The 23113-nt window shown below is 43.7% G+C and carries 14 protein-coding genes; 11 read left to right on the forward strand and 3 right to left on the reverse strand.

The genetic code is table 11. The features are described 5' to 3' along the window. Nucleotides 1-130: 130 nt before the first annotated feature. Nucleotides 131-5092 (reverse strand): T9SS type A sorting domain-containing protein, encoded by a 4962-nt coding sequence (locus IPM71_04385; protein ID QQS51972.1) that lies wholly within the window; start codon nt 5090-5092, stop codon nt 131-133. Between the two features lie 196 nt (nt 5093-5288). On the opposite strand from IPM71_04385, the gene IPM71_04390 reads away from it, so the two are divergent. From IPM71_04390 to IPM71_04405, 4 genes are all read left to right on the forward strand, one after another. Beyond that, nucleotides 5289-11381, forward strand: coding sequence for a PKD domain-containing protein (locus IPM71_04390; protein QQS51973.1), 6093 nt, complete (start codon nt 5289-5291; stop codon nt 11379-11381). A gap of 137 nt (nt 11382-11518) precedes the next feature. Further along, nucleotides 11519-12487, forward strand: a complete 969-nt coding sequence (locus IPM71_04395) for a PorP/SprF family type IX secretion system membrane protein (GenBank protein QQS51974.1) — start codon at nt 11519-11521, stop codon at nt 12485-12487. Between the two features lie 155 nt (nt 12488-12642). Next, nucleotides 12643-13254: an OmpH family outer membrane protein gene (locus tag IPM71_04400; protein ID QQS51975.1), complete on the forward strand. Its 612-nt coding sequence runs from the start codon at nt 12643-12645 to the stop codon at nt 13252-13254. 92 nt (nt 13255-13346) lie between these two features. Beyond that, nucleotides 13347-14516 (forward strand): hypothetical protein, encoded by a 1170-nt coding sequence (locus tag IPM71_04405; GenBank protein ID QQS51976.1) that lies wholly within the window; start codon nt 13347-13349, stop codon nt 14514-14516. Nucleotides 14517-14535: 19 nt separating this feature from the next. Here IPM71_04405 and IPM71_04410 read toward each other — a convergent pair whose 3' ends face one another. Then, a complete protein-coding gene (locus IPM71_04410; protein QQS51977.1) occupies nt 14536-14862 on the reverse strand; it encodes a septum formation initiator family protein in 327 nt (108 codons plus the stop codon). 171 nt (nt 14863-15033) lie between these two features. Here IPM71_04410 and pruA point away from each other — a divergent pair, with 171 nt between their 5' ends. The 3 genes from pruA (at nt 15034) to IPM71_04425 (ending at nt 17525) form a co-directional block, all read left to right on the forward strand. Then, complete coding sequence (pruA, locus tag IPM71_04415) at nt 15034-16665, forward strand: L-glutamate gamma-semialdehyde dehydrogenase (protein QQS51978.1); 1632 nt, start codon at nt 15034-15036, stop codon at nt 16663-16665. Nucleotides 16666-16833: 168 nt separating this feature from the next. Further along, entirely contained in the window at nt 16834-17232 is a 399-nt protein-coding gene (locus tag IPM71_04420; protein QQS51979.1) for a HEPN domain-containing protein, read from the forward strand. Continuing rightward, nucleotides 17211-17525, forward strand: coding sequence for a nucleotidyltransferase domain-containing protein (locus IPM71_04425; GenBank protein ID QQS51980.1), 315 nt, complete (start codon nt 17211-17213; stop codon nt 17523-17525). Before IPM71_04420 ends, IPM71_04425 begins: the two co-directional genes overlap by 22 nt. Nucleotides 17526-17595: 70 nt before the next feature. Here IPM71_04425 and IPM71_04430 read toward each other — a convergent pair whose 3' ends face one another. Next, nucleotides 17596-18942, reverse strand: a complete 1347-nt coding sequence (locus IPM71_04430) for a DUF5103 domain-containing protein (GenBank protein ID QQS51981.1) — start codon at nt 18940-18942, stop codon at nt 17596-17598. Between the two features lie 226 nt (nt 18943-19168). Between IPM71_04430 and IPM71_04435 the strand changes: the two genes are divergently transcribed. Genes IPM71_04435 through IPM71_04450 form a run of 4 tightly spaced genes read left to right on the forward strand, consistent with a single transcriptional unit; the run spans nt 19169 to nt 23109 of the window. After that, nucleotides 19169-20521, forward strand: a complete 1353-nt coding sequence (locus tag IPM71_04435) for a Na(+)-translocating NADH-quinone reductase subunit A (protein QQS51982.1) — start codon at nt 19169-19171, stop codon at nt 20519-20521. Between the two features lie 33 nt (nt 20522-20554). Next, nucleotides 20555-21745: an NADH:ubiquinone reductase (Na(+)-transporting) subunit B gene (locus tag IPM71_04440; GenBank protein ID QQS51983.1), complete on the forward strand. Its 1191-nt coding sequence runs from the start codon at nt 20555-20557 to the stop codon at nt 21743-21745. A 12-nt stretch (nt 21746-21757) separates the two neighbouring features. Further along, the gene (nqrC, locus tag IPM71_04445) at nt 21758-22462 is read left to right on the forward strand and encodes an NADH:ubiquinone reductase (Na(+)-transporting) subunit C (protein ID QQS51984.1); all 705 of its coding nucleotides are present in this window, start codon (nt 21758-21760) and stop codon (nt 22460-22462) included. A gap of 17 nt (nt 22463-22479) precedes the next feature. Next, nucleotides 22480-23109 (forward strand): NADH:ubiquinone reductase (Na(+)-transporting) subunit D, encoded by a 630-nt coding sequence (locus tag IPM71_04450; GenBank protein QQS51985.1) that lies wholly within the window; start codon nt 22480-22482, stop codon nt 23107-23109. Nucleotides 23110-23113: the final 4 nt, after the last annotated feature.

The following is a 23113-nucleotide window of genomic DNA, read 5'->3' on the forward strand; positions in this document are numbered from 1 at the left end:
GTGCAGCTGAAAACAGGACAATTGTCAGAACCTGAGAAAAGTCTTATTCTCTGCAGATAGCGGAATTACAATTCTTAGAGCATAAAAAAAGCCGGCAGATAGCCGGCTTTTTTCTTCTAGTGTCTTAAAATTAATTAACAATCAGACGTTGAACAAAACTGAACTCCTCGTTACTTAACCGTAGAAGGTAGATACCCCTGTTGAGTTCACCGATATCGACTGTTCGCTGATATTGTCCCAAACCATCGTGCTGGTCTTTCCATATTAACTGGTTGGTGATGGAATAAAACTCAATTGCAACAGCTTTGCCATTCAGCACCTCAGCCTCGATGGTAAAGAAGCTGTTTGCCGGATTGGGATAAATTTTCAGATTAAGTTTCTCCGAAACATCTGGCCCGCTGGACATTGAGGGCTCAACAAATACCGATTTTGTGGTGATACAACTATTACCCACATCGGTAACCGTAACGGTATAGAGGTAATTCTCCGGGCGTACGTTGTAGTAACGTCCATCGAAATTATCCTGCCATTGATAGGTGTTATGCGGGCCAGCATCGAGCACATAGGGCATCGAAACCTGAATGGTATCGCCACCAAAATCAACAATGGGTGAAGGATCCACTGTAGTAGTGCGTGTAATCGTATCGTTGGAACGGACCATATCGCCATCATGAGTCACATACACATCTATGGTTTTTGCTCCGGTGGAATTAAACTCAACAGGGTTTGAAAGATTAATAAGACGTGCATTGGAAGCCCCTGGTAACCAGATGCCACTTACAGTAACATCTTCGTTCACAGGAGTTTCTCCCGGTATAAGGTAACCCACACGAATCACAGTATTGCTTCGGGGCTGATTACCCAGGTTTGCCACTTGCACAGCCAGGTTAATCTCCTCGCCCTGGCAAACCCTTGCCAACAATCCGTTTACGTTAAGCACCGAATAGTCTACAATGTCGAACACCAGGTAAGTAGTATCGCTACCGGAACATCCGGTATTGGTATCAGTAACCATTACGCTGTATTCACCTGTAGCCAAGGCCGTATAGGTTTGTGTTCGGGTCACATTATCCTGCCATATGTAATCGTATGGGCCCGTTCCGGCATTTAGCTCGAATGAAAGAGAAAGTATGGCATCGGGATAGTCGCCCAGATCCACCACAGGATTAGCAAAAGTGGCAAGGTTGGCGGTGAGTGTATCGTTGGCAGGGCGTAAATCACCCACCGCTGAAGTAGATAAAAACAAAGTATAACTTTGAATGGCCCCGAAATTTTCGCTGTTACTAAACGTATGCGTATATTGCTGTCCTGGCCTTATTTGTGATGTAGGCGATGCAGTTTCTGTAACGGTTGTTCCGGAACCAATACGGTAAGAGTAATTAATACTATCTCCAGGTTGAATGGTATCCGTGCCTATGTTAACCAACCTAACCTCCACGGGCAGGGTGCGACCATCGTTGCAGGAGGTGGTAGGAGAAATCAGCCTGTCGGCGCGCACATCACGTATTTTAAAGAAAAGCGTGATGGAATCGCTTGAAGCACAACCATTGGGGTCAACGGCATCGACATAATACTGACCCGAACGGTTGCCCACCGAAGCATCGATAAACTTGGTCTGGGTTGTTTCGCCTGTATTCCAATGGTAGCTTACAAAATCTGTTCCTGCATCAAGTGTATACTCCAACGCCTTGATGGTCGTATCGCCACCGATATTAATTGGGGTATAGCCATATGTGGTGAAGTCTTTTCTGGTGCTATCGTTGGTATCATCCACATCGCCACCCAAGTAATAAGCCCATGCACTGATAGAGTAGTCATCAAAAGCAGAAAAATCGTACGGATAGGTTGTGAATGTGTGTAAAATAGATCTGCCTGACCGTATTGGATCTAATATCTTGATGGTATCTGCAAAAATATTTGCATCGCCAATTACCTGGTAGGCAACCACCAGTCGGGCAGTATCGCCGGAAATAGTATAAACACTATCCGTACCAAAGTTTCGTATTCGAACCTGAATAAATTCAGAATTTGTTAACTCACATGTGGAAGATGGTGACAAAATGCTATCAACACCCACATCAGAGTATAGAAGGTATACAAGAGCACTATCTAGTGTCTGACAACCATGCAGAGGTTCAGTAACCAAGACTTTATAGATTGTGTCGCCAAAACCATGTAATGATACATCGTAAATACTATCGGTTACAGCACCAGGATCCCAAAGGTAAGTATAACCCGGTACCCAGTCTACATATTCCGGTACCACTGTTAAGGTATCAGGCTGACGCGAACCAAGCGTATCGGCAAGGTTAATTATCGGGTTGGGCCACACTGTAAAAGAATAGTGTGCCGTATCGTTGTTGGCAAGGTAATAGAAGGGGTCACTTTCAATTAAAGTATACGCACTTAAGTTATAGCTTCCTGCGGCAGCAATGTCGATATCGGTATTTATTACAAGGTCAACCGAATCGCCCGGCAACAGGTCGGAACTTAACAAGAGGGTATCGATAAAGGGCACGCTTTCAAAATCGACACCAACTATAATGGTATCGTTGGTATGCAGGGCATTGTAACCAAAGTTCCGCACCCTCACAGATACTGTAGTGGCATTCGCACCCTGACAGGCATCGTATGGAGCCAGTATGGATGTGACACCAATATCATGCGGAGCAGGGAAGATGGATAAATCGTCGAAAGCAAAGCCCTGGGCTTGCGTGTTCGCAGCATCGGAACGATAGAATACCCTGAAGCGTGCTTTCTCGATGGTATCGATATCGAGCGGCAGAAGAGCTTTTGCTGTTCGCCATTCGTATGTGCCGGTCCACCCGCGAGATTGGAGTGCCCATACTGTATCGGGCATCCATCCCCATCCATTGCCATAAACAGGATCAGTAAGTGTTTGCCAGTTTGCACCATCGTCTTTCGAATATTCGAGACGGCCGCCGTCGCGTTCATTCTCCGAATCGGTCCACACTTTAAATTGAAGAATATTGCGTGTTACATTACTTAAATCGTAACAACCACTGCTGACCCACGATGTATCATCATTCGCGTAGTTACCCGTGGGCGAGAGTACCCACATAACAGGCGAGGCCGGATCGGTAGTGATGGTTCCAAGCATCTCGGTAGCCTGCCAGGTCGATCCTTCTTTACTCAGCCAGATACCTCCCTTGTATTCGAAATTTTCGAAATGGACGGGTTCGTAATTGTTCTGTATTACCAGTGATTTGATCAAGGTATCGTTCACAGGGTCCTGATCGCCGGTAAGGTTAACGCCCACCGTAAAATGGGTATAAAAATCACCTATCGGAAAATCGGCCAAACGGGTGAACACAAACTCTACACTATCATCCTTTGCGATACCCCCATAAATGGTGTCGTACACACGAATAGTATCGGGGCCCCAAAGGGCAAAATAAACCGGAATCTCATTGGGCGCATCGCCATCGGCGTAATTCCTGAACCATGCCCTAACCGTATCGTTTCCACAGTCGAGGCAATCGCTATAAGGGGTAATAATGCGGGTAACGCCCACATCGGTATAAAGTTTTTCGGCAACGATGGCAAAGTTATCAATGCCAAAACCCGGATAGGGTGAACTGCCAATAGATTCTGCTATTCCTACCCTGAACTGAAATGTTTCCTGGCGGTTGGCTATCGAATCGATTGATTGGTTATAAATCTCGCGCCAAAACGAGCTGTTTTCAGAAAAACTACTCTGCCATACGTTATGCCAGGTGGCACCACTGTCGACCGAAATATCCATTCTGCCCTGATCGACTCCATTAATATTGGTATAAGAATGCATGTAAATCGAAGGCCTGACATAATATTTTAAGTTGAGAATAGGTGAGTAGGCATAGTAGGCCGTTCCAGCGTCAATGCCAAGCGTGTAGGAACCATCCAAATCGGTAGCCAGAATGTTGGTGCCATTAAAGGGCGATTCGGGATTGTTGTAAGATCCTATGAAATTGCCATCCGGCCAGCCTACTTCGAAATTACTTTGCAGGGTCCAATCAGGTGCACCTGTTTCAAAATTGTCGTAAAATATGGACTCTTTTACGAGATGGGTTTCGGTTAAAAGTTGATTCGAAGCAGGGAACAGAGTGTCGTTGACATTGATTCCATAGGCCGGAATCTGAAACCGCACTGTGGTTTGGCCCTGCAACGTATTTTTGAAACTGGCTGTAAACCACAAGTGGTTGTCGCCTATATCGAGGTAGCGATTCATGTTGGAAAACACTATCTGGCCGGCAACCAGACTGGCAGTAGCAATTAAGGTAGAAGTATCGGCCACAAAGGGTGCAAAAGTATTACCTACAGAATAGAATAGCTTAAAACTGTTGGGCTCAAGCTCGCTAACTCCTGGTCCTGTGGGCACGATGGTGAGCGAATCGAGAATGGCATTTCCTTCGTTCCCCAGTATTCTAATTACAATTTCTTCGAGTGGCACATCCGTAGCCCCGGCAGGGATTACCTCGTAATCGAGAGATTTGTAGGTTGTCCGTTTTACGTACTTATTCACCACCGTATCTTCGCGTATTGTCACACTATCGACATACACCCCATAGCCATTGCCCACGATGCCCTGAAAAGCAAACTGAAATTCGTCGGTTAAATAAGCGGGGTTGAGATTCTTGATATCAAAGATATCTTCTTCCCAATTATTAATTTCCCCTGTATAATTTCTGATAAGAGTCCATGGAAAAGCTTCGCTTTGCCGAAAAAACAATTTTAGAATATCCGGACCAAAAAAGCTTGTATACTGGCAATGAAAGAATCGAAGCGTTGGTTTTTGCGCACCAGCCAGCTCAAGCTTCGGAGAAATGAGCATAATGGTATCTCTGGTTATATTACCCCAGTATAAACCTGCATTGTAGTTGCCCTGCACGGGTATTTCGGGGTTCGTTTCACCAGCACCCGATTGCCCCCCATAGGTAAATTCCCACTGCGGGTCAATTTTTATAGGACTTTGGGTCCAACGGCTTATTAGGGCAGGGTCTTCCCAGTCCTCAACCAGGTAAAACAACTCCTGCGGATAGGCAGAAATTATACTTATAAATAAAAACAATAAAGTGGTTAAGTGTTTCATGGTTTGCCTAATAGTATAAGTAGTTTCTTATTTCCATTCTTTAAAACATAACTTTCTGTAACAATAATTCACAGCCAAATGTTTTTTTCTACGAGCTAAGCACATATAAAGTTAGCATCTTGTTATTAAAACTACATGCAAAAAAAACCTTTACTTTCATATTTGCGTATATTTAGGGCACTAAACTATTAACACCATGCGTTTATCACAGGTTTTTATAATAATCTTTCTTCTGATTGCTCCTCTTACCAGGGGGCAAATTGGAACCCAGTTTTGGTTTGCTGCACCCGATATTTCTCAGTCGCACGCCAACAACAGCATCCCCCTAAGGCTGCATATTACTGCGATGTATAACACCACGGTCACCATTTCGCGGCCTGCCGATCCTACTTTTATACCCTATACTTTTAACCTGGCTCAGCAACAAACGCAGGAAATCAGATTAGATGCCAATCCGGCCATCAATAACTTAACCGTACCCAGTATCGAAACCTATGCCCGTGCCGCTGCAGCTCCCGATTTTATTCAAAATAAAGGTTTCTTAATTTCGGCATACCCTGGCGAGATTACTGCCTATTACGAACCATCAGCTCTGCCCAACTCCGACATTATTGCCCTTAAAGCCCATAATGCCCTGGGCAAAGATTTCTGGGTTTCGACACAACGCAAATACAAGAATCACTTTTACAGTGCTCCAAACCCAAATGACTGTTTTAGTGGGTTTACAATAGTAGCCACAAAGGACAATACTACCGTGAACATCAACCCCAACGGAAACAACCTGGATTTTCATGGCACCACTCCTTTTTCAGTAATCCTCAACAAAGGTCAATCCATTGCTTTAAAGGCACAAGGCCAAGCCCCGGCGCAACACATTCACGGTATACGCGTCACCTCGAACAACGATGTGACCATCCTGATATTCGACGACTCGATGCAGATAGACGATGGCGCGGGTAACTGGGATATCTTTGCCGACCAGATTGTGCCCACCTCATTGGTTGGGCTTGAATACGTGGTGCTGCATGGCTGGGTACAAGATGCCCCTGCAAACCTCAAAGACGGGGAAGCCATCTTCATTACCCCAACCCAAAACGGCACTGATATCTATATCGATGGCGTGCTGGTAGCTGCCGGATTAAATGCCGGGGCCTATTTTGACCGGGTAATCACAAAAACGGTTCCACCCTATGTAACCCATGTAAGGGCCACAAAACCCATTTACCTAAACCATGTTTCTGGTTTCTCTACAAACCCAATAACTACTGCAGCCCGTGAACTTGGAGGTGCCATCTTACCCCCCATTGACCGATGTACCGGATCTCACTCAGTCACAGTGAAACGAACACCGGCTACCGGCTGGCGGTATTTCCATAACCTGATGGTTCGCAACGATACCCTTACAGGCAGCCCTACCCGCAACCAGGCCATTCATAATTTCACCTATTCCATCAATGGTGGGCCGGTACAGACCATGAACCCCAATCACTTTACCTACATTATGGACTCTGCTTTTGCGGTATACGACCGTACCAAAGCCGGAGGGGGTGCCTATTACAATGCTGTTACCGACGGACAAACCATTCGGGTAGAAAACAACCTGGCACGCTTTCATTTGGGCACCATGCAGGCCATCAACAGTCCTGGTTGCCGCTATGGGTACTTTTCCGATTTTGCTGCCAGCGATGCCGGCGCAGGTATCGGGGGGTTTACCCAGGGTAATTCCGGAATCTTTTGCGGCCTGGATCCTATTCAGATAGTAGCCGGCGGTGGAACTTCATACCGTTGGTATGCCCCCTACGACCCTCTTCTTGTGAATCAACTCGATTACGATACCATTGCAGCTCCCTATTTTACGCCCGATACAACCGGTATATTTAACTTCAATGTTGTTGTTACCGGCGAATGCCAGTCGAGGGACACCCTGCCGGTTCAGATACTTGTTATGAACAACACTTCGGCGAGTTTCTCCTTTTCATCGGATATTGGTTGTTCTCCTTTTGCACCTACCCTTAACAACCAATCGGATACCGTATATGGTGTGAACCAGGTATGGACAGTAAAACCCGCCGTGGGAAGTGCCTATCAAATAAACCAGGACACAATACCCCGCAGCTTCGATTTGCTTCTGCCTGAAAATCATACCGACTCGATACAGCTACATAAAGTAGAGCTGGTTGTAAAAGGTCCCTTTAACTCATGCCCCAGTAAACAGACTAAAGACATTAAGGTATTGCCACAAATAGAGGCTGGTTTTATTCCGAGCGATACCATTGGCTGTCACCCACTGCTGGTGAGTTTTGCCAATACCTCGTCGGGTAACCTCGATACTAACAGTTATTATTGGGATTTTGGCGACTATTCGCAGTCCTTCGACAGTATACCCACGAAAAACTACACCAATTATACACCCGACAATGTGATTTTCCCTGTGAGACTGGTAACTATTTCGCCCTTTGGATGTACCGATACAGCGCGACAAAATATTACCGTGCACCCTCGCATTGCAGTGAACCTGGCGGTCGCCAACACCGAATCGTGTTCACCCCTTGTGTCGGTGCTAAACCCGGGTGCATCGGTGGGTGCAGATACCCTCTGGTGGCATATCGATTACCATTATGGCGATAGTACTTTTCAAACAACCTCAAATATTTCAAGAACCATCACCCACTACGATACATCCACTGCAGCAGGGCCCGATACTCTTTGGGTAAACCTGGTAGGGATGAATCGCATGGGGTGTTCCGATACCGCTCCAACCCGAAGACTCATCGCTTACCCTGATGTAATTGCTGATTTTACTGTTAGCGAAAGTGTAGTTTGCGACTCGGTGCCTATCGTGTTTACCAACAACTCCTTTGGTTACAAACTTTTTTACGACTGGGATTTTGGTAACAGCACTTTCAGTCAGGATACCACAGGAATTCCGTATACCAAGATCTTTTTCAACCGCTCCAACATGGATACTGTGTACAATGTGAGGTTAAGAGCTGTTTCGAGCTATTTCTGTTCGGATGAAATGGATACCAACATCACAGTGCACCCATACATTAAGGCCGACTTTGGGCTAAGCTTCCAAAACAATTGCTCTCCTCTGCCTACCTTAATCACCAACACCAGTGTGCGCTCGCAAGTTAATCAATGGGATTTTGGAACCGGTACGCCAGTGATAGACAACAACCCAACCATAAACCGTACTTTTATAAACCCCTACTCGAATACCGACACCACCATTATGATTAAGCTGGTGGTTCGGAACCCTGAATTATGCTTCGACAGCATTACAAGGCCCCTGCTCTTATTTCCTCAGGTAGTGGCCAATTTCGATTTTACTTCAGACAGTGTAGGCTGTGCCCCTTTAAATGTTGGACTTCAGAACCTTTCAACCGGAGGAAGTTTGACCTACACCTGGGATTTTGGCGACAACTCTTCGTCGACCACCACCGCAGTTAATTTCGATAAATTATTTAATAACGTAACCGACTCCGACACTACTTATATTGTGCAGCTCAGAGCCCGTAACCTTTTGGGCTGCGACAGTGTTGTTACTCGTCCGGTAGAGGTTTTTGCATTTATCGATGCCGAATTCAGCCTGCCGGTAGCCGATAGTTGTTCTCCCTTTACCATTCGTCCCGAGAATCTTTCGTCGGCAGGGGCACAAGTGTTTCACTGGGATTTTGGAAACAGCACCACCAGCACCGATTTTGAACCCATAGTACCGGCCTATGTGGAACAGGACGAAACTGTAAGACCTTATGTGGTTGAACTAGTAGCAGCCGGAGCAGCCGATGCAGCCCACCTGGCCTGCGCCGATACCCACCAGATTACAGTAACTGTTTATCCCGAACTAGAGGCAGGTATTCTGATGAGCGACACCATTGGTTGTCAGCCGTTGGTTTCGACAATCTCCAACACTACCAACCTGATACCCGGGACCAGCTTTGCCTGGTACATCGATGAGAATTTTTATAGTTCGAACGACAATCCGCCAACACTTACTCAAAACAATTATCAGAATTACGACACCAGCTTTACCGTTTTCCTTTATGGACGGAGCCAATATGGTTGCCGCGATACTGCTGCACAGCAGATTTATATCCACTCGCTGGTCGATGCGTTTTTTTCAGTGGCCCCTTCCTCCATCTGTTCGAACGACAGTGTTAGGATCGATCAGACATACACCAATGGTGGAATCTCATACCGTCACTGGGATTTCAATGGCGAAGATACCAGCAATGTTACCACCAACCGTTTTTACCATGTGTTTGAAAACCTCACCAGTTCAGTTCCCTTAGAAAAAGAAATAAGCCTGACGGTATTCAACAAACACAACTGCGCTTCGACTTGGCGCGACACAGTTACCGTGTACCCAAAAGTAACCGCTGCCTTCGATCCCGACTTTACAGCCATATGTTTCCCGCATAATACGGTCTTTACCAACAATTCGGTAAACGCCAACCGGGCCAACTGGGTTTTCGGAGATGGATCGAGCAGCATTGAAACCAGTCCGGTGCACTTGTACAATAACTTTAATCCGATAATCGACCAGACTTACAGTGTGAAATTAACAGCTACCTCGAACTATAACTGTTTCGATACGCTTACCAAACAGGTTACCATTTATGCCAAACCCAATGCCGATTTTTACTTTCCGGTTTCGGTGGCATGCCCACCATTTTTGGCGCAAATGGTAGATAATTCCATGGGATCGAACCTGACTTACAACTGGGATTTTGCCGGAGAAGCTGCCAGCACAGAACAAAGCCCTTCGCACACATTCAGCAACAGTACCAGTGCATTGATTGATAAACCTATTACCTTGATTGTGCGTTCCGACAAAGCCTGTTCCGATACCCTAGTAAAACCTGTATCGGTTTACCCGGATGTAAATGTCGATTTTGCCTACACTGTTAACCAGGGTTGCAGCCCCCTCGAAGTTAGCTTTATTGGCGATACAAGCAATGTACTGCAGATGATCTGGTACATCGACGGAAGAGCTTTTAGTACTATCAAAGACCCTGTTTACCGCTTTGTGAACGAAACACCGGATAACAAAACATACGACGTACGCTTCTCAGCCTTGTCGTTTTATGAGTGTTCGGCCGATACCACCAAACAGGTAACTGTATTTCCTTCGCCCATCGCTGAGTACATACCCAGCCCATTGCCGGCCGATTATGGAACTGCAGCCGACCAGACACCCATTACTTTCTTTAACGAAACACCTTTCCAGGACAACTGGAATTATGAATGGAATTACGGCGATGGTAATTTCGATAACCAGAGTTTAGGCCAATTTGTATACAATTATGGCGCTTTCTTCTGGGGCCAGAACGAAAATGACAACATTATTCCTGTTCGTCTTGTGGCCTGGAACAATGCGAACCCCGAATGCCGCGATACTGTTTTGCACGATGTAATTATCTACCCGCCGCTGCCACAAATAGACCTGGCCGAAGATCTTTCAGGATGCCAGCCATTTACGGTAGATTTTAGCGCCACCACTAAATACATCGACGAAAACGATTATCAGTGGGAATTTGGAATAGAGGGCGAAACATCGACCGAACCAACCCCATCGTATACATTCCTGAATCCGGGAACTTATACTGTAAAACTGGTGGTGCATGGTGAAGGTGGTACCAACTGGGATTATAAAATAATACAGGTTGACCCCAAACCAGAGGCCGCATTTTTCTTTAACGATTCGGTGGTATTCGACTCGAGCCAGACCAAAGGCTATGATTGGATTAACTTCTTTAACCAATCGACCTATGCTACTTCGTACCGCTGGTATTTCGATTCCGAACGCAATCTGGGTGGCATGCCCGATTCAGAGGAAAGAGATCCATCGTGGTATTACACCGAAGTTGGCGAATACTATGTAGGTCTGATTGCCGAATCAGGTGTAGGATGCCTCGATACGCTTTTACATCCGACCCCAATAATCGTACTTGCCGAAGGATACCTGCAATATCCAACAGCCTTTCTGGTAAGTCCCGATGGGCCTGCCGATGAATACGATACCCGTGGGCGTAATAAATATGTCTTTTTCCCACTTAGTGGCGGTGTGGAAGAATATCATCTCGAAATATACAACCGCTGGGGAGTAAGGGTATTTGAAAGTAAAAATGTAAACCAAGGCTGGAATGGTTACGTGGATGGCATCCCTGCCAAACAAGACGTATACATCTGGCGCGTGAGAGGAAGGTATGCCAATGGCCAGGCTTATGACATGAGTGGTGATGTAACACTGATTCATGGAAAAGACGAAGCTGCACCTCAATAATAATTCATTCTGATTGGGGAGGGTTTAAATCAATTGTTCATAAAATTTAAACCCTCCCATTCACTTTTAAATTATTTTAGTTCGAATTTAAACCTTATGCCAAAACTGGCGTAAAAGGAAGTTTTTAGATTGAACCTTTGAAAAAGTATATTCTTATCATTCTACTTATAGGCAATGCGGCTGGTTTAAGGGCACAGGACCCACACTTTTCGCAGTTTTATGCCAATCCGCTTTACCTGGGGCCATCCTTTGCAGGGGCTGTGGAAGGCAGCAGAATTACTGCGCAGTACCGCAATCAATGGTACGATCAGCCTTCGAAGTTTATTACCTACAGTGCTTCGTACGATCACTATTTCAGTACATTCAACAGCGGAATTGGAATAAACTTTTTGCAGGATGTGGCTGGAACAAGCAAGCTGGGCAGCCTTCAGACAGGATTGCACTATTCTTACAATGTGCAGGTTTTTAACATCTGGCACATACGCCCGGGTATCTCCTTTTCCTACCTCGAACATGGTATTTTTGGTGATGTTACTTTTATTGACCAGATAGACCGACCTGACAATCCAGGCTCGACACCACCACCTGCCCTGCAAAGTGCGCGCGACATCGATGCAGGAGCTTCATTGATTACTTACACACAAGGTTTCTGGTTAGGTGCCACAGTCGACCACCTTTTAAGTCCCAATGTTTCGCTCTATTCTACCGAAGCTGTGATACCCTATAAAATCTCGGTTTATGGTGGTATCGATTTACGCCGTAGAGGTAAATTGCTAAAGCCCAGCGACGATGTGATGACTTTTGCTTTTTTATACAAACAACAGGAAGCGGTAAAGCAGCTCGATTTGGGTATTTATTGGTACAACCACCCAATTGTACTGGGTATATGGTATAGAGGAATACCCGGATTTAATTCAGAGGTGGGCGATGCAATAATTTTTCTGGCTGGCATAAAAACCCGAAGTGTGAACGTTGGATACAGCTACGATTTTACTATTTCGAGCTTGCTGCCCTACACCAGAGGTTCACATGAGATCTCACTGGCCTATAAATTTTTGCTGCCAAAACGTGTGTCTAAGACAGCAGTGCCCTGCCCGCAATTCTAGAAATAATGATTAGTTATAGTATAAGCTAATCTGTCTCACTTCTCATTTATTTCGAAGTTGTGTGACACAAAATCTCTTTTATTCCGTGCAAGCCCTTTTATCGTGACCCGAAAATTATATTTTTGTAGCCGCAAACAAAATTAAAACCTATACTCGTGAAAAAAGCACCTATCATTCTTAATGTTGTGTTAATCCTGTCGGTAGCTGTATTGTATTTTTTACATTTCAGCACAGGAAAAAGCCAGAACCATAAAATTGCCCTGAGCGACTCTACCATGGCTGCCAGCAATGGTTCGGGAGGCATTGTGTATATCAACATCGATTCGGTTCTTGCAAATTATAACATGTACAAAGATGTGATGGCCGATTTGCAAAATACCCTTAGCACAAAAGATGCTGAACTGCAAACCAAGCAGCGTAAGTTCGAGGCCAGCGTAAACGATTACCAGAATAAAGCCAATAAAGGACTGGTTACCCGCAGCGAAGCCGCATCGATTGAACAAAACCTGCAGGCAGAACAACAGTCGTTGATGCAATTGCAGCAAACGATGCAATACGAACTGGCAGAAAAAGAGCAAGTGGCCCAACGTAAGGTGCTTAATTCAATTATGGAGTATTTAAAAAGTCTCGAAAGCGAACAACACTTTCAATTTGTACTCGGAACTACTTTTGGTGGCAATGTATTGTATGCCAACGATCAATTGAACATTACCGAGGCAGTGATAACAGGGCTGAATGCTGAATATGCTGCCACATTAGAAAAATAAGCCTCCCCCAGGTGGGACCAGCGCAAAAATATCTTGAAAAACATCAGTTTTTAAAACTTGATCTGTCAGAAGTCCCGAATCCCACGGGACTCTTGAAGTATATTGTCGTTATACCTGCCTTTTGCGAACCAGACCTTTGCAAGACTCTGGATTCAATTAAAAGCTGCCACCTTCCGGTTGTGCATACAGAGGTTTTTATTTTAATAAATTATGCGCAGGGTACATTAGATGTGTTGAAGGTAGAGAATCAAAAGGATTTCGATTTACTCAGGGAATGGGCAGATAAAAATAGCTTCGAATCGTTACGGTTTATTCCGATGCTCGCAAAAAACCTGCCTGATAAACATGCAGGTGCAGGCCTGGCCAGAAAAATACTTATGGATGAAGCCTGCCATCGGTTTTTGCAGGCCGGTCAGGAGAACGGGATCATACTTTCGCTCGATGCCGACACGAAAGTTCCGGTTAACTATTTTACCAGAATTCATGAGCAGGAGACCTTAAACCCTCAAACAGCCTGTTTCATCTTTAATCCCTGCCACCCTGTTGTGGGGGAAGAATTTCCTTCAATGGTATATCATGCTGCGGCGCAATACGAATTGCACCTGCGCTACTACAAAAGCCAGCTGCAAAAAATAGCTTTCCCTTTTTATCATTATACCCTGGGGTCGTGTTTTGCTGTAAAAGCCAGCACCTACATCAAAGCAGGTGGAATGAGTCGCCGTAAGGCCGGAGAGGATTTTTATTTTTTACAAAAAGTGATGCCTGTAGCCCCCACCCAATTCTTACCGCAAGTACAAATTCAACCCTCACCGCGCCCATCCTGGCGAGTACCTTTTGGCACAGGCCCTGCTATACAAAAAATTCTTGAAGATAAAGATCAACTTTATTATACCTACCACCCTGATTCCTTCAGAGACCTGAAACCCCTTTTTCAAAGTTTTGAGAAAATGTACGATGGAGTGAATGAAATGCAGAGCATAGTCAAATCCCTTCCAGAATCGGTTCAAAATTTCCTTCAACATACTGAACTAATTTCAAAAGTGGAAGAGGCCAGAAAAAACAGTGCTTCAATCGAAACTTTCTTAAAGCGTTTGTTTGTCTGGTTCGATGGATTGATGGTAGTAAAGTACCTGAATTATGTCCGTCAGAGTTTTTATCCCCCAGTAGAAATTTGCAAGGCGGCATCAAAACAATTGAACACGAAAGAAAGGGATGTATTCTTACTACTCGACGCCTACCGCAAATTGGACGCTAGGGAATAATTAGGAAATACTCACGAATTTAGTCGTAAACAATCACAAATACATCTTCGTCGTCGCGTTTCATCAGGTATTGTTCGCGCGCAAATTTCTCAAGATTTTGTGTATTGGTTTTTAGCTCTTTCAAACGAGCTGCATCGTGCTGAATTTTTTCGAGATAATATTCCCTTTCGTTATCCATGCGCATTAACTCACGTTTGATCTGGATGCGTTCCATGAGGTTGTTCTGATCGAAAAAACTCACCCAAAACACAAAGGCTATAATCGCAATCATGTACTTATTCTTAAGCCTGACAGCCCATTTCTTTCCGGGGCCTTCGAGAAAGGATTTTACAAATTGCAGTTTCATGCTGTAAAATTAGTTAAGTGTTTTTCTCTCCTTGCTGGTATACCTTAAAAGTTATTGACATGGAACTTACACGATTCGTGATTTAAATCATGCAAACCCCTAAAGTCGTGTAAGAAATGTCATTTTTTAGCCCTGGGTGTTGATCTATTTTTAACGCAAAACAAATAAACTATGAGCAACGGACGATATCTGATTCCGAATCCGGTTAACGAAACTGTTCTGACCTATGCCCCTGGCACCGCCGAGCGTGCTGCATTAAAGGCTGCCCTAAAAGAATGGAGGTCGAAAGAAGTCGATATCCCTATGGTAATTGACGGCAAGGAGATAAGAACCAACAACAAGCATCGTATCTGCCCCCCTCACGATATTCATCATACACTAGGTTATTACCATCAGGGAGACGAAAGCCATGTGAAAATGGCCATCGATGCAGCTTTGAGAGCTAAAGACAAATGGATGAATATGCCCTGGCAGCACAGAGCTGCTATCTTTTTAAAAGCAGCAGACTTGCTGGCCGGACCTTACAGGGCAAAAATGAATGCAGCCACCATGTTGGGGCAATCGAAAAATGCTTACCAGGCGGAAATTGATTCGGCATGCGAACTCGTAGATTTTTACCGCTTCAACGTAAAGTTTATGGAGCAGATTTATGAAATGCAGCCACGTTCGGTGCCCAACAACTGGAACCGCACCGAATGGCGCCCGCTGGAAGGTTTTGTGTTTGCGCTTACACCTTTTAATTTTACAGCCATTGCCGGCAACCTTCAGACTTCTCCGGCTATGATGGGCAATACGGTGGTTTGGAAACCATCGAAAACACAAATCTATTCAGCAGCTGTTATTATGGAAGTGCTTCAACGGGCAGGACTGCCCGATGGGGTTATAAACCTGGTTTTCGCGGCAGGGCCTGCCGCTGCCGAAGTAGTGATGAGCCACCCCGATTTTGCCGGTTTCCACTTTACAGGTTCCACCGGAGTTTTTCATAGTATCTGGGAAAAAATTGGTAAAAACATTCAGATTTATAAATCGTACCCGCGCATTGTGGGCGAAACCGGAGGAAAAGACTTTGTGTTTGCCCACAAGAGTGCCGTGCCGGCCGAAGTAGCTACCGCACTGGCAAGGGGTGCATTTGAATACCAGGGGCAGAAATGTTCGGCGGCAAGCAGGGCTTATATTCCAAAAGAAATATGGAACGAAGTAAGAAGCATACTTCAGAAACAATTGAGCTCGATGAAAATGGGTGGTCCGGAAGATTTTGGCAATTTTATCAATGCTGTTATCGACGAAAGTGCCTTTAAAAAACTAAGTGCTTCGATTGATAAAGCCCGTTCGGCTTCTGATGCCGAAGTGATTATGGGTGGTAAATACGATATGACTGTGGGTTATTTTATTGAACCCACAGTGATACTCACGACGAATCCGAAGTTCTTTAGCATGGAAGAAGAGCTCTTTGGACCGATACTGACCATTTATGTATACGATGGCGACAAATTCGAAGAAACCCTCGAATTGTGCGATAAAACTTCTATCTACGCCTTAACCGGAGCAATATTTGCCAAAGACCGCGAGGCCATCATCACCGCACAGGATAAACTGCGCTTTGCAGCAGGTAACTTTTACATTAACGATAAACCTACTGGCGCCGTGGTAAGCCAACAACCGTTTGGAGGTGCAAGAGGTTCTGGCACCAACGATAAAGCAGGTTCGCTCGTAAACCTGATGCGCTGGGTATCGCCACGGTCAATAAAGGAAACCTTTGTTTCTCCGGTTGATTACCGCTATCCATTCCTTGATAATGAATGAATAATTGATTGACGAAAAAAAGAGCAGGCCTGAAAACCTGCTCTTTTTGTTTATGGGCATAAGGTGTCACAATGTTAGCGGACATTAAAAAATCGGCAAAGCGTCGATAAACTGTTCATATGAAAAATTTCGTATCTTTACCTAGATTACTTTGAATATCAATATTATATGGATGATCTATTTGACAAAGAACGAATAATTAATCATTGGATTGAGAGTTCTGATAAGGACTTTAAAACAATGATGGATTTATACAATACTCAAAACAACAGCTGGGCTCTCTTTATGGGGCATCTTGTGATTGAAAAACTCCTTAAAGCTTTATTTGTCAAATGCAATGAAGAGTTTCCTCCTTTGATTCATGACTTAAGGAGGTTGTATGAAAAGTCAAATAATAATTTGGATAATAACCAACAAATTTTGCTTGATAGCATTTCAAGATTTAATATAAATGCCAGGTATGATGATTATAAACAAAGTTTTCATAGACTGTGTACAGATAGCTTCACATCTGAATGGATTGATAAAATAAAAGACTGTAGATTATGGATAAAAACGATGCTTTAAGGATAAGTAGAGAATATTTAAATAGACTTAAAAATTCAAATATTGGATTTTCTGATGCTTATTTGTTTGGTTCGTTTGCCAATGGCAATCAACATGAAAATAGTGATATTGATATTGCTATTGTGCTTAAAGAAAACGTGATTCACACATTTGATACGGATGTGCAATTGATGTTAAATAGAAAGGGAGAAGAGACCATAATTGAACCACATGCTTTTTCTAAGGATGAATTCAATTATAACCAGCCTATTGTTAATCAAATAATTAAATACGGAATAAAAATAGAAATATAACCCTCATCAACAAGGTATTTTAGCTGCTGGTTTCCTGCGATTATGCAATGTATTGGTACCTCAAAATAATTTATTCAAACCCCTCCTGCTTTTTCTTCTGCTCAAGTATTTGTTTTATAAGGTTGTTGTCTTCGTTTTTATCATACTCCTTTATTTCCATTCCTGTCGATAAGAGACCATAGCCTACTAACCTGTCATTCCTTTCCCCGGGTTGGCGGTAATACAGAAAAGCCTGATAGCTGTTGCCCGTTTCGTAGTGGTTACCCTCGGTCAAATCGGAATACACCAGTTGATTGTTGTATTCTTTGGTAACATATCGGTAGTTGTAAATTCCCTGTTTAAGCAAAAGGTTTAGTTCATAAATACCTCTTTCGCTGTTGTAGGTCATGTTGTTTCGATCGTATTGCCACAAACTAAAACTGCCATCGACATATACTTCTGCAGGAAAGGGATAGCCTGTTTCGAGTGTAAAATGCACCCAGGCATAGTCGGCATCGAGCATTTCGTCGTCGTGCGATTCCTGATTCCAGATATAAAAATTACCATCGAAATCGACTTTTGCAAAATACCCCTCTTGCCCTCGCAAACCATCGGTCTTTAAATACACGTTGTAAAAGGGCGGCTTGTATTCGATACCTGCCATGCTGGCCGAAGGAGTGCGCAGCGATTTGGTGTCGAAGTATCTAAACTCATTTAAGCCTTCGAATTTTAGTTCCTGGCGGGAGGTGTAGAGAAAACCCTGTTGATCGTCGATATGGTAATTCTCAAGGTACCGGAGGTTGTACCAGTTCGCATTCTGCATCACAGCCAATTTCATGTTACCGGCAAGCTGATTGAAGGAAAGCGATTGAGGGTTCACCTTCACTTCTATTGCCTGAATGCCGGAATAGGGTTCTGCCAAAAGTTTATCGAGATTCACAGTAAGACCGGCCCCCGACTCATATACCACAAACCGGCGTTGAAGAAGAACTTCATCCTTGCTGTTGAACACAGTAATTAAATAATTTCCACTTAGTCTGAAATGCACCTCCTCATTGGGCAATTGAAGCCTGTATTGCAGATAATCTAAAGTGGTATTGAATGAAGCGGAGTATACATCCATTGTGTTTTCTTCGAAACCAGCTATGAACTCCGAATAATCGAGGGCAGATAAACTCCAGTCGGCAAGGCAAAGATCGATTTCATACCGCAAAGCTTCGCTTTCAGTGGTCAGCAGATCGAACTGCAGCAACAAAGCTTGCGCATCGTACAAATTGATCGCTGGAAAAGACAAAGGACTGCCAATTGGATGAAAGACCACATTGCCTATAGAGGAATGATGCACCTCAGGTATTCCGGAAACATGGCTTAGAGTCTGGGCCTTTAATGAGGAACCAGGAAAAACCAGTAGCAATATCAAAAAAACAAATATTCTCATAGGGTATTTTACCTTCTAAAACGCTGATCTATTCTAAAAATTAGTGCAAATTAAAAAAAATAAAGCCCTTTGCTAAACATCTGTTGGTTTTAAGGGTTTATGAGGAATAAAAAGTAATTCCTGAATCTCGCTTTTAGCATCAAATTGCAAACCTGAACTAATGATTCGGAAAGTTGGTATACTGTGAATTTTACTTATTTTTGCACCTCTAAAAGCTTTATCAAGCATGTCAAAAGTAATAAAGATTAAAAAGGGGCTTCGAATCAATCTTGCCGGTAAAGCTGGCAAGACAATGGCCAATATTCCGACGGCTGCGTTGTATGCCCTTAAACCCTCTGATTTTATTGGGGTGGTTCCAAAACTACTCGTAAAAGAAGGTGATGAAGTAAAAGCTGGCAGCCCGCTTTTTTGCGACAAAGTCAAACCCGAAATTCTTTTTACTTCTCCGGTTAGCGGAACAGTAAAAGAAATTTTAAGGGGCGACCGCAGGAAAATTCTTTCCATTACGGTTGAACCAGACGGAAAAGGGCAATACAAAAGTTTTACCCGTGGAGCAGCAAACAGTTTGAACAGAGAAACAATAGTTGAAAACTTACTGAAAAGTGGGTTATGGCCATCGCTGAAAATGAGGCCATACGGAATTATAGCTCGCCCTCAGGATAAACCAAAATCCATTTTTATTTCCGGAATGGACAGTGCCCCGCTTGGTGTCGATTACAACTTCATCATGAAGGGCCTCGAAAGAGAATTTCAGGCAGGTATTGATATTCTTTCGAAACTCACCGATGGCAAAATTCACCTGGGAGTAGATGCCAAAGCCGAAACCTGCGCAGCATTTACCGGCGCACAAAATCTCGTACTTACATCTTACCAGGGCCCTCACCCTGCAGGCAATGTAGGCACCCATATCCATAAACTCGACCCTATAAACAAAGGCGAAGTGGTATGGACCCTCGACCCACAGCAGGTTGTAGCCATTGGCCACCTATTTACAGAAGGTCGCTACGATGCCACAAGAATAATAGCATTAACCGGTTCGGAAGTGAAAAACACCGGTTATTTTAAAATGGTTTCGGGAGCACATCTTTCTACAATTCTTGCGAACAATGTAAAAGGAAGTAACGTGCGAATAATTGGTGGCAATGTGCTGACAGGAAGCCTCCTCGATTCGGATGATTTCCTTGGTTACTATGAACCACAGATTACCGTAATTCCGGAAGGTAACCATTACGAATTCATGGGATGGATTGCTCCAGGTTTCAACAAATTCAGCTTCTCGCACACATTCTTCTCGTGGCTCACACCCAATAAGGAATACATCGTCGATACCAACATAAAAGGTGGCCACCGTGCACTAATGATTACAGGTAACTTCGAAAAAGTATTCCCCTTCAACATATTACCAATGCAATTGCTTAAAGCCATCATCATCGAAGACATCGATTTGATGGAGCAATTGGGAATTTACGAAGTAACAGAAGAAGATTTTGCATTGTGCGAGTTTATCGATACTTCTAAAACCGAAATCCAGTCCATTGTAAGAAAAGGATTGGATTTGATGGTGAAGGAAATGAGTTAGTAAAGAACCGATATTTTTAAAACAGAGATTTGAATGAAAGGTCTTAGAAATTATCTCAACAAAATAAAACCGAATTTTGAAAAGGGAGGCAAGTTGGAAAAATTCCATTCACTTTTCGATTCGGTCGAAACCCTGCTTTTTGTGCCCAACAAGGTTACCTATAGCGGGTCTCACATACGCGATGCCATCGATATGAAGCGTACCATGATTATGGTAGTGTTGGCCATGGTTCCTGCACTTCTTTTTGGTATGTGGAATGTAGGTTACCACCATTTTTTATCAATAGGTACCTATGCCGATAAAAGCTTTGGCGAAGTATTCTTCTTTGGATTCCTGAAAGTGCTTCCCATTATACTGGTATCTTATGGCACGGGATTAACCATCGAAATTATCTTTGCCCAAATAAAACATCACGATGTTCCAGAAGGTTTCTTTGTAACAGGAATGCTGATTCCACTTATACTTCCTGTAAATATTCCCCTTTGGATGGTAGCTCTTGCTACTGCATTTGCGGTTATCATTGGAGTTGAAGCTTTTGGTGGCACTGGAATGAACATCTTTAACCCTGCACTTTTAGCCCGTGCATTTCTTTTCTTTGCCTATCCCTCCGAAATGTCTGGAGATAAGGTGTGGGTAGCTGGCTTGCCGGAAGGTACCGGTGTAGTGGATGGATTCTCCGGAGCAACACCCCTGGCTCATCTGGCACAAAACGAGGCCTCGAAACTTGCCGACTTTTCTGATATGTTTTTTGGTTTTATACCTGGTTCTATTGGCGAAACATCGGTGCTGGCCATTTTAATCGGTGCGTTTATTCTTGTTTTTACAGGCATTGGAAGTTGGAAGATTATGCTTTCCGGGGTGCTGGGAGCATTAGCCATGGGACTTACCTTTCAGTTGGTTGGTATCATGAACCCATCGATAGAAAATGCTTACATGCATATTCCGGCCTATTATCACTTGGTAATGGGAGGTTTCGCATTTGGAATAGTATTTATGGCAACCGACCCTGTTTCTGCCTCACAAACCGAAAAAGGAAAGTGGATTTATGGATTCCTGATAGGCATCATAGCCGTGCTGATTAGAGTTGTTAATCCAGCCTATCCTGAAGGTGTTATGTTGGCAATTCTTCTTGGCAATGCCTGGGCTTCCCTCATCGACCATTATGTAATCGAAGCCAACATTAAAAAACGCCTGAAACGCGTGAAAGTAAAATCAACTATCTAATTGCAAAAAAAGATGAAAGAGTTCAGCAATACGTATATATTCACCTTTTCCTCCATCATGGTAATCGTTGTGGCACTGCTGCTTGCATTGGCTGCATTGCAACTTAAACCTTTGCAGGATAAAAATATCGAAATTGAGAAAAAACAAAATATTCTCGCTTCGATTAATGTTCCGGCTACTGCAGAAAATGCAGAAGAACTCTATGATAAATACATTACAGAAAGTTACGTAGTGAACACAACAGGATTGCGGGTTGATGGCATTGATGCCTTCGGAGTAGATATGAAAGCAGAACTTTCAAAACCTTCTATTGAGAGAGCACTCCCGGTTTATGTAAGCACACTTAGCAATGGTGAAAATGCTTTTGTTCTTCCCCTAAGAGGTAAAGGGCTTTGGGGTCCGATTTGGGGCTATATTTCGCTGAATAAAGACTTAAACACCATTTATGGAGTCAGTTTCGACCATCAGGGAGAAACCCCTGGTTTGGGTGCAGAAATTAAAGAAAGCTGGTATCAGCAGAAATTTATCGGAAAAAAAATATTTCAAGATTCGACCACTTTTGTGTCGATAAAAGTGCTTAAAGGAATTGTCGATCCTGCAAATCCTCATGCTGTAGATGGCATTTCGGGTGGAACCATCACCAGTAAAGGCCTTGAGGCAATGATTGATTCCTGTCTTGTGCTTTACAAAGAGTATTATTTTATAAACAGAAAATAACCATCATATAAGCTGATATGAGTACATCATCGAAAAATTTAAAACTGTTTACTGCTCCCTTCAATCTGCACAACCCAATTACAGTGCAGGTTCTTGGAATCTGTTCGGCACTTGCGGTAACAGTTAAACTGAAACCTGCAATTGTGATGGGTGTTTCAGTAATGGTAGTAACTGCCTTTTCTAACCTTCTCATATCGCTCATGAGAGACTATATACCGCCCCGTATCAGAATCATAGTGCAGCTGGTAGTGGTGGCTGCTCTCGTTATATTGGTTGACCAGGTTCTGCGCGCATTTGTTTACGACGTCAGTAAGCAATTATCGGTATATGTCGGCCTTATTATTACCAACTGTATCATCATGGGAAGATTGGAAGCCTATGCGATGGCTAATAAACCCTGGCCCTCCTTTGTTGATGGTGTAGGAAATGGAGCAGGCTATGCAGTTATTCTGATCATGATTGGTTTTACCAGAGAACTACTTGGTTCTGGAAGCCTGCTTGGTTACAATGTGGTACCCCAGTCATTCTACGAAGCTGGGTATATGAATAACGGTATGATGATTATGCCCCCAATGGCACTGATAGTAGTTGGCCTCATCATCTGGGTGCAACGTAGCAAATTCCCTGAACTGAACGAAACGCATTAAAATT

Source organism: Bacteroidota bacterium (assembly GCA_016699695.1).
Classification (GTDB): Bacteria; Bacteroidota; Bacteroidia; order Bacteroidales; family UBA10428; genus UBA10428.